17 protein-coding genes are annotated in these 8,587 nt (G+C 41.8%); 4 read left to right on the forward strand and 13 right to left on the reverse strand.

Translation table 11 applies throughout. The features are described from left to right. Positions 1-179: 179 nt before the first annotated feature. The 13 genes from H6G26_RS35355 to H6G26_RS35415 form a co-directional block, all read right to left on the reverse strand. On the reverse strand, positions 180-362 hold the full coding sequence (locus H6G26_RS35355; protein ID WP_190735915.1) for a hypothetical protein: 183 nt from the start codon (positions 360-362) through the stop codon (positions 180-182). After that, positions 352-876 (reverse strand): hypothetical protein, encoded by a 525-nt coding sequence (locus H6G26_RS35360; protein WP_242054129.1) that lies wholly within the window; start codon positions 874-876, stop codon positions 352-354. The genes H6G26_RS35355 and H6G26_RS35360 overlap by 11 nt, the downstream gene beginning before the upstream one ends. Before the next feature lie 91 nt (positions 877-967). Beyond that, a complete protein-coding gene (locus H6G26_RS35365; protein WP_190735917.1) occupies positions 968-1,186 on the reverse strand; it encodes a hypothetical protein in 219 nt (72 codons plus the stop codon). Positions 1,187-1,441: 255 nt separating this feature from the next. Further along, the gene (locus H6G26_RS43250) at positions 1,442-2,077 is read right to left on the reverse strand and encodes a hypothetical protein (protein WP_242054130.1); all 636 of its coding nucleotides are present in this window, start codon (positions 2,075-2,077) and stop codon (positions 1,442-1,444) included. Positions 2,078-2,093: 16 nt separating this feature from the next. Then, complete coding sequence (locus H6G26_RS35375) at positions 2,094-2,303, reverse strand: hypothetical protein (protein ID WP_242054132.1); 210 nt, start codon at positions 2,301-2,303, stop codon at positions 2,094-2,096. 11 nt (positions 2,304-2,314) lie between these two features. After that, complete coding sequence (locus H6G26_RS35380; protein WP_190735919.1) at positions 2,315-2,659, reverse strand: hypothetical protein; 345 nt, start codon at positions 2,657-2,659, stop codon at positions 2,315-2,317. Next, complete coding sequence (locus H6G26_RS35385; protein ID WP_190735921.1) at positions 2,656-2,856, reverse strand: hypothetical protein; 201 nt, start codon at positions 2,854-2,856, stop codon at positions 2,656-2,658. The genes H6G26_RS35380 and H6G26_RS35385 overlap by 4 nt, the downstream gene beginning before the upstream one ends. A 142-nt stretch (positions 2,857-2,998) precedes the next feature. Then, positions 2,999-3,673 (reverse strand): ERF family protein, encoded by a 675-nt coding sequence (locus tag H6G26_RS35390; protein ID WP_190735923.1) that lies wholly within the window; start codon positions 3,671-3,673, stop codon positions 2,999-3,001. A gap of 18 nt (positions 3,674-3,691) precedes the next feature. After that, positions 3,692-3,952, reverse strand: coding sequence for a hypothetical protein (locus H6G26_RS35395; RefSeq protein WP_190735925.1), 261 nt, complete (start codon positions 3,950-3,952; stop codon positions 3,692-3,694). Between the two features lie 150 nt (positions 3,953-4,102). Further along, positions 4,103-4,315, reverse strand: a complete 213-nt coding sequence (locus H6G26_RS35400) for a hypothetical protein (protein WP_190735940.1) — start codon at positions 4,313-4,315, stop codon at positions 4,103-4,105. 50 nt (positions 4,316-4,365) lie between these two features. After that, positions 4,366-4,689 carry a hypothetical protein gene (locus H6G26_RS35405; protein WP_190735926.1) on the reverse strand — a complete coding sequence of 108 codons (324 nt, stop codon included), beginning with the start codon at positions 4,687-4,689 and terminating at the stop codon, positions 4,366-4,368. After that, entirely contained in the window at positions 4,689-4,901 is a 213-nt protein-coding gene (locus H6G26_RS35410; RefSeq protein WP_190735928.1) for a hypothetical protein, read from the reverse strand. Before H6G26_RS35410 ends, H6G26_RS35405 begins: the two co-directional genes overlap by 1 nt. 97 nt (positions 4,902-4,998) lie before the next feature. Continuing rightward, positions 4,999-5,517: a hypothetical protein gene (locus H6G26_RS35415; protein WP_242054135.1), complete on the reverse strand. Its 519-nt coding sequence runs from the start codon at positions 5,515-5,517 to the stop codon at positions 4,999-5,001. Between the two features lie 223 nt (positions 5,518-5,740). Here H6G26_RS35415 and H6G26_RS35420 point away from each other — a divergent pair, with 223 nt between their 5' ends. The 4 genes from H6G26_RS35420 (at position 5,741) to H6G26_RS35430 (ending at position 8,489) form a co-directional block, all read left to right on the forward strand. Next, positions 5,741-5,953, forward strand: coding sequence for a hypothetical protein (locus tag H6G26_RS35420; RefSeq protein ID WP_190735930.1), 213 nt, complete (start codon positions 5,741-5,743; stop codon positions 5,951-5,953). Between the two features lie 466 nt (positions 5,954-6,419). After that, positions 6,420-7,730: a hypothetical protein gene (locus H6G26_RS35425; protein WP_347242562.1), complete on the forward strand. Its 1,311-nt coding sequence runs from the start codon at positions 6,420-6,422 to the stop codon at positions 7,728-7,730. Between the two features lie 21 nt (positions 7,731-7,751). Then, positions 7,752-8,027 (forward strand): hypothetical protein, encoded by a 276-nt coding sequence (locus H6G26_RS44400; RefSeq protein WP_347242563.1) that lies wholly within the window; start codon positions 7,752-7,754, stop codon positions 8,025-8,027. A gap of 93 nt (positions 8,028-8,120) precedes the next feature. Continuing rightward, the gene (locus H6G26_RS35430; RefSeq protein WP_242054136.1) at positions 8,121-8,489 is read left to right on the forward strand and encodes a hypothetical protein; all 369 of its coding nucleotides are present in this window, start codon (positions 8,121-8,123) and stop codon (positions 8,487-8,489) included. Positions 8,490-8,587 lie beyond the last annotated feature (98 nt).

Raw genomic sequence — 8,587 nt, forward strand, 5'->3', positions numbered from 1 at the left:
AGTGTTACTTAGAATCCGCTCTGCACTGATAAATCACAATTTGGGTTTCATTTCTCCAAACCATTATCAATCATGGGTTTTGTCTTATTTCAGTGCCATTCGGCCATATCTATTGCATGAGTCTGTATATTCGCCAAATTGCCACTACCTCCTAACAGCTTCGATTTGTCGAGGGTTGCTTACGCTAGATTAAACAACTTTTCTAAGCGATCGCTGATTTCTACAGGAAATTCTTCTGCATTCGGATCAACTGTTGAGTCTGAGGTGGCAAGCTGTTCTAATCCAGCAATAATTTGTTGTGGGCTGTAATTAGCACTTAATAATTCAAATAGTTCTGCGCGAGTAAATGTGCTATTCGACATGATGTGTCTCTCCTAAACCATGTGATGTGAATCTAAGTTGTTCTTGTTCAAAGTTGCTGCGAGTATATTCACCTTTGTTAACTTCAATAATGGCCTCAACAAGGGGCTTTTTATCAATGCCTTGAACAATGTCAGAAAACAATTCGCCAATCTTTCCTACTACCCATACTTGGTAGGTTGTCATTAATGGCGCACGTAGTCTCTTTTCTTGAGCAAAAGCTTTCATTCTTAAGAGTATTAATCTATACTCTGGAACAAGTTGGGCTACTTCTGTCCACCGTTCTAATGTACGGGGGCAGATGCCTAAAATTTTAGTTGCCTTGGCTTTTGACATCGGTAAAAGCAAGAAATTGACTCCCGATTGGCTTGGTTTTTGATGAAAAAGTTGTTCTCTCCATTGTGACTTCATGAACTTAGTCAAATCCGTGTCAATAGTCTCAAAAAGATAGTCAATATCTGTGTCAATCTCTGTATCAAGACCATTGTCAATATCTGTATCAATATTGATGTCCATGACAAACAACTATTGACTATCTATTGACCTTGCTCTTTTATAATAAAAAACCCATGTCGAAGTGGGTAGTGTCTGTGTGACCTTTTTGGATTTAAAAAGCGCTTAAATATAAATCTAATAAACCAAAATGATTTAAGACAGATTCTTTTGGCTGCTGGTAACGACTACTATACTCGTCAGCTAACCAGTGCTTCAAAGTTTCTGGTGGATAGTCGCTTAGTTCATGAATCTCGGACAGCGATAATCCGTGCTTCAATTTAAATTCTTTAGGATGAATCCGTTTCACCTTCAATAAGTGTTTGTTTGACATAATGCAATTACTTATAAAATCTTTCATCCGATGCGTTTTGATGCAGCGATACCGAAAACACAATTTTTGTACCTTCGATAAAAAGCAAGCAGACCATAAGTGAGGCTCGACCTCAAACACGGTAGCATCAAGGTTTTGAGACACGCGGACGATTTAGATGAGGCTCCCCACCCTAGTAATGCCGTCAAAAAGCTGTCTCATGGTCTGCTCAATCCCCTGCTCTGACTGATTTGGCGCCTCTATGAGAAAGAAAATTCATTTTTTTGAATTTTGCAGAGAACTCTGGTTTTTGGCTCCTTTAGTTAAAGTAGGTTTTTCCATTTGTTCTGCGGACATTTTTGTAGCCTGATTTTGCTTCATCAACACCGAGCGCAAGTACTGCCGACAAGCTGCTTCTCCCCGATAAATCAGAATCCGCAATGCCTGTACTTCCTGTATCGGAGAAATACAAATCTCAGCGATGGCAGTAATCAGATTTTGTTGCTTCTGCACGTAATCTTGATGCTGCTGCTCTAACACAGCAATTTTGGAGTTTAATTGTTGTATCTGCCGTAATGCTTGAGTTAAGGACGATTCTTTGTTTTGAGAGCGATTATCTAGAGTGAATGTCATATTATTGCTCCTAGGTACAACATGATTAGATTGATCGGCTGACCAGTCAGGACATTTTTCATCAAGTAGCTGTGGGGATGAACAGTATTCAGTACTGCCCGTTGAGAAGGAACACTCATCTTTTATCGTTGGTTTTTTCAGCGGTTCGTATTTGGATAACAAAGCGCTGAAGTCGTAAATTGTTACTGTTGATTTGAGTTCTGGCTCAGGTTTTGGTTTCGACTCTATGGCGAGTTCAGGAATGCCTAAACCAACTGCATTTTTAATTTCTTGCTCCATGATCTGATTCTCCTTGTTAAGAAAATTGCTCCACCTCACCAATTGCGTCCACTACTTCTCCCAAAATACTGAAAGCATCGTTTAGCACAACATCATTTGAGGTAGAAAAATGCTCTGACGATTGAATTTTACGATAATCCTTACTACTCCCAACCATTTGCAACGTATATTGACACCCTTGCAAGATAGTCCGTATCTCTGATGTGGTTAACTTAATTTCCATCATTGTTTCTCCTTCTAAAACTTGTCTTGATGAATACTGAGACTTGCTCCAACTAGAGAACTGCCTAAGAAGGCGGAAAAACTAACTAGCATAGCTCCAAGGCTTTTGTTTTTCTGCTGCTGCCACCTAGAAATGATGATGTTGGGGTTAGCATTTGTCTCGATAATCTCCATTCCCCAACATCCCATTGCTCCAACTCCTAAAAACCCAGTTAAAAGCAAAGAGACGATTGCAGTTCTTTCTATGGTGCGGTCAATGAATACTTTGGGGTTGAATCTTTTTCGAGTTCGACGAAGAACTAATTTATTACGAGTGTTTGAAGGCAAAGATGATTGATGAGTTACTTTATGGGTCTTCATTTGGTTTCGTCCAACTCCACAAAAAAGCCTGCACCAGTATTTTTAATCTTTACTAGCTTTCGATTCACCAGTGCTTGTATGACACAGAGGCTAAAGTTGATACTGCACAATCGAGCGCTACCCCCACAACGACGAAGATACTGTAGGCATAATGAGGAATGGTCAGCAGGGGCGGGATGAGTGGATTTTTTCGGCATGATGTTTTTCTATTGGTGTTATGAGAATATGTAATTCCTTCAATTCAGTTCAGGCAATTGTGCAAGCGCTCCTTCCATCCAATCGCTGATTGCTTGCTGTTGTTTCATCTACTCCTCGTGCTACAGCATCAACGACATGCTTCTAATAGGAGTTAACAGCATGATTAGGATGTCCAAACTTATTACCAGCCCAAGCCAAACACATAGTTTTCACTAGTTCATCAATCTTGGTAGTATCAAGCTCACTCGGACTCGTAACATTTCGAGAATGCAGCCATTCTTTCACCAAATCCAACGGATAATTCAAAAGTGTGCGAACTTCTTTGACTCGCAAATCTTTTGGGTTGATTGATGGTGGAGTTATAGCTTGTTTGGTTGGCTGAACTCTAGACTGTTGATTATCTTTGCGGGGTCTAATATTATTGTGCGGTTGTTCAGCCTTTTTAGGATTATTTACACTTTCAGCATCATCATCTTCATCTGCTGTTACCGATAAAATTGCACATACCGCATATCGACGCGCGTAGGTTAAGGCTGCACCCAATTTTTGAGAGTCAGCAATTTCAGGTAAAGGATAAGTGCTGGTGATACTCTCTCCAGATTCATGAAAAATATGAGTCCGTAGTACGGTTTTACTTTCAAAGATTTCAGTAGTTTGAATTATTACTAATCCATGTTTACCAAGCGCAGGAGTGACAGCATCCAATACAGCATCTAGGGTTGCATATTTGCGCTTGTAGTGAGGATTAGTACCGTCTTTTTGAATGGGGTTAAACTCTGCCTTGGCTTTAATTAGAGCTTTGATTAGTTCTTGCATTGTCCGGCTCCTCACATTTTACCAATCGCTTTCATTGACATCACCAGACACTTTTTTGCTAGATTTAGCCTTAGTAATCTGAAACTCTGAGGCTTTCAAGACAGGCATTGCCGCTTGTTTTACCGAAGTTTTAGCTTGTTGATAAAGGAATTGGGTTATTCCATCCGCGTCTTCCCCATCTTCCACTTGCGCCCATAAAGAGCAACCTAGTTCTAGGGATTCGTAGTCGCCAAGATTAAATTTCCTAGAGTAACTAACAGATACAGTCGTGAATTTCATTATGTTTGGGTTTACTAAATTTTGGTTGTCAGTTTTCTTCGTAGTTAGTGAGTTACAATTTGCACAGTTATATAAAATAGTTCGCCCTCTAAGTGCCGCTGTTTTTGCCATACTTTTAGCTTGGTTAGCAAGGTTCTTGACAAAGCCACATCAGCAAGAGTAGTGTTTATGGCTTTTCACCTTGTGGCATTGTTGTTGATTCTGCCCTTGCATGAGATATCCACCAGCTTGTGCTTCAAAGATTGTCAGTTTTGCAGGACAATCAAGAAGAAATTGATTATATTCTTTGGCACAGTTTGCTTGTAGTTTAGGTTGGATGGGTGGAATGAGAAAGACACTATTGTTTATGGTGATTGCTTCCATAATTGCGTTGTTGTTGCTAAAAATTGCGTTGATACTGGATAGTGTTCGACTCAGCTATTTATGACAGTGCCAGGAATTGCCTCTAACTCGTAAGTTAGCAGTTCAGCTTGGTGCAAATGTTTTGCTATCTCTGCTTCTAGAAGTATTTTCAATTCCTGTGGTGTCAGTAGTTCAAGCTCGTTCTCTAAGCGATTTTCTTCGGATTCAGAATTGATGTCAGGCATGACTACATAATGCCAGCCTTCATCGGATTCACGTAAAAAGCTGTCGCTTGGATAATACTTGATGCCGATAATGATTCCTTGTTGTGTACGTTGACCTAATGTAAAATGCGGGTATTTCCAACCTTGTGGAATTGATATTGTTGGTTGCATTATTCTGCCTCCTGATTAAACTTGACTTCAACAATTCCTTCGACACACCCCATTACCTCACTCAAGTAATGCAGGACATCGCCCAAGTGAGTTGCTGCTTCTGGGTCAATCTTCTTTTCAGCAATCAACAAAAGCCAGTTTTCATTTTGAGCAATCGCCTGAATATTTACGTAACATGAGTTGAACTGCTTCAGTATTTCTATCGGTTCCATTGGCTTATCCGATGAGTTGTGTTGTTCTATTTCGATAAACTAATAATTTAGTTTTGCTCCTCGCCATACAGGTGGGTCTTACTACCCACCCGTTTCCTTACGCTGCAACTAAATCTCTAGTTTCTGGAACGTATCTCTTTAACCGCTCCCACTCGTCACTCGTTAGTGCATCAAATTCTTGATCAAGTAATTCCTCTTCTGTAAGTGGCTGTTCTATAGCCGTTGTTAGTATCCTTGCCACGTTCAAAAATTCATCCAACCTAACTGCTGCATCAACCGGCTCGGCGTATCGAAGAGAATCGACTCCGTTAGACCAGTGGGTAATATGCTGAAATATCACCCCAATCATTGAATCAACTTTGTACACTCGATAATTCCTGGGGCAAGCTCCGCCAACGTAAACCAGTTTGTAGACAGAGATTTCCATGACCTCTGCGTTAGGGTCGGTTGGAGATAACAGTATTGGGGCTACAGCTTCGGCTTGGGATTCGAGGTGGCTGTATAGTTCTGCTTGGGCGAGGGCTTGCTCGTCTTTGAAGGGAACGTCAGCAACTGTAACTATTTGATTAGGCTTAAAGCTTGAAGGTGCTTGATGTGTGCAAACGGATTGCGTCATAATTATATTCCTGACTCATGCTTTGGGTTAGGTTTTCACAAAAGGCGATCGCTTCGTTTTCCAGACTCCGGCGGTCGTCTTTCGTTTAAGCTCATAAATATAGTATAGTTTTTGTTATCCCATTCGCCAACATTTTGGGATAACAAAATATAAATACCTGGGAGTACACTTGTTAATACAAGGGTTTCGCTGATAGCGTTGATCAAGAAAAGAGGAAAGTACTATGACTGAATCAAGGCTAAATATCAGGATTTCACCAGAAATGAAGGATGCTTTTTACCAAAAGGTTAAGGAAGAGGGAAAAAACGCTACTGATGTTCTGCTTGATTTAATTGAGCAATATCTGGGAAACAAAGCTGAGTCAGGGGATATTGTAGAGCTAAAGCACAGAGTTGCAAAATTAGAAGAGTTAGTATTGGGGGAAACTGCCGCCTGAGAGAAGAGAACGAATCTCTCAGGCAATTACTAGAAAAACTAAAAGAAATGCTCAAGGAAAAACCCGCCAATCAATAGGCGGGTTTACTGCTTTAAATGTGTTGAAATTTTGTGATGATGCTGTGCTAACATTTGGGATAACAAGCGTATTCTGTAAAAACGTCACATACCAGATGGAAGTGGCGCATCTGTAGCATCTGTGACAACAGTTGCCTACAGGCAGTAAACAAGGTGTATAGCTAGTTCCTTTACACTTCAAAATATGTTTTGTGTCTTTCAAAATGTGGAGAAAGCTAAACCTCAAGAGTTAGTTCCTTAAAAAGTCGCTCTTTGGTCAGTCTCGTAAATTACACAGTTCATGATCAATAAAACAATATCAAATAGCCCTGTACCATCTACAGTGGCTAATTTCGTTCGCCCATATAAGCAGTTTTTTACGGGTGTATGCAGGACATACAGGTAAAACTATGCTGATACTAAACTGTTCTGAAACAAAACCAGCCCTTGATTATAGCAATCTCAACACCAGCATCCAGGAAACCTTCACCGCCATCGACCGATTCGAGTGGCAAGTGGTAGATGAAATCCTCCAGATGCGGGAACAACAGCTCTACCTGCAAGCTGGATATAAAAATTTTGAAGAATACTGCCAGCGAGAGTTATACGCCTGGGGTGGATACCGACGAATCAACCAACTGCTAGGAGCTAAGAAGGTCATAGACGCAGTTGGCGAGTTGGGCGGACACATCAAAAATGAGCGTCAGGCTCGTCCGTTACTACGGTTAGTCAAGGAACCAGAAAAACTTAAAGCTGCTGTATCCCTTGCTCTAAAAGATAACCCTGACCCAAGTGTTTCAGACTTTGCTGCTGCTGCCCAAAAAGTGGTTCCTCAACTTCCACGCAAAAGGCAATCTATTCAGGAACCATTGGTTCCCAAAATTCAAGAACCAGTGGTTCCTCAAAAAGCCATTGTCACAGTTTCACAACAGTCCCATCCAAGATATGGAGAAGAGGGAACCATTGAGGCAGACGCACCGAATCGCTGGCAGCAGATTGTCACCTTTGCTGATGGCGAGAGGCTGCTGATCAATAATGCTGATTTAGATGCCGTTAGTGTCCCATTTTCCAGAGGGCGGAACTATCCACCAGAATATACGGAAGCGATCACTGCTATTGAAGAACGCCATAAACAGGAGTTAAAGCGCTTACAGCAGGAATTGAGTATTGGGCTACAGTCAGAAGCTAATGCCAGAGCCGAAGAACAAGTAAGTGAGCAAATCCAATCCTTGCAAAACCTGTACAAGCAGCAGAGGGAGCAAAATATTCAATTGCAGCAGCGTTTGGATGAGATGGAATCGTTACGACAGTTGGAAACTGAGAATCAGCAGCTTAGGCAGCGCATTCAGGATTTGGAACACGCTGTAGAAGAACGTCCTGTCCAACAGTGGGGAAATACTATGACCCAACAGGCGACTAAAGTGTTGAACAAACAGGTAAAACAGGGGCTAGAGAAAACTATTGATCTGCGATCGCTAGCTGTTGAACCACCCAAGGAGAATGCACAGGAATGCTTACGGCTGATGGGCATGGCTTTGAAAAACTTAAGCGAAGCCATGAACAACACCCAGGCATTGGAGGCTGCGGCGATAATTTTGGGGAGTGAGCCGACACCATCTGCGATCACATATCGGGCCGAGCAATTAGAAATGCTACCCCAAGCGGTTAATGATATTAGGTCAGTGCTAGCTAAACCTGGGTGTAGCTGGGAGGAGTTTTGAAATGTTGCCCAAGAGTACGAAGTGATTAAACAAGATTACTGGACGGAATTAAGCACCCAAGAAACAGATTTAATTACTGCGCTCCAAAATGCATCTACTGAACCGGACACCATTGGCGTTGGTTCTATTGTTGCCCATGCCGACCCATACCGTACTTTGTATGTGGAAAGGGGTGAGGTAGTAGAAGAATTAGGAGATGAGGTGATAGTGGCTTGGGATCACTGGAAGGAGCAATCGAAAAAGACTGACAGGTATTTCCGAGACGAGTTGCGCTTTTGGAAGGGCGAGAACCAGTAGATAAAGAAAGGCTCGCTAAGAGGATAGCTAAAAGACTTAAACGCGGCATTGCAACCATGCCGTTCATATTGTCATGCAAATTTTGGAGGAATTATGACTACAGCCTTAAAAGCAATCAACGGTGGCAGCAAGCAGCGTAATGAGCGCAAACAGACGGATGCAGATAAATCCATTAGACCACATTGCAAAGTATCAATTGAGGATATCAACTGGGTTCGTCAGCAGCCTCCATCTGTGCAGCAGCTTTGGTTAGATAGCGTGGCGGCTGAACAATTTGGTGGTTCTGCCCACAAACTCGATACTAACCTCACCTACAAATCTTTGCAAAAAGCAGGGGCGGCGTTGACTGCCCAAGGATTGTTTCAGTTTGAAGAAGTGTTTGGTCGCTTACCTTCTGGTAGACCAGGATTGATTAGCTACCGTGTCCGTAACTTGCACGGTTATTACAATCGCTTTTACTAGACCCATCCGAAAACTCGCAAGCCAATATTTACAAGGCTTTGAGACCAGTCCTTGCAGATTCTGTTTCAACGAAGAAATCAGCGTTTAATATAGTTACT

Source organism: Nostoc sp. FACHB-888, from assembly GCF_014696655.1.
Taxonomy (GTDB): Bacteria; Cyanobacteriota; Cyanobacteriia; order Cyanobacteriales; family Nostocaceae; genus Nostoc.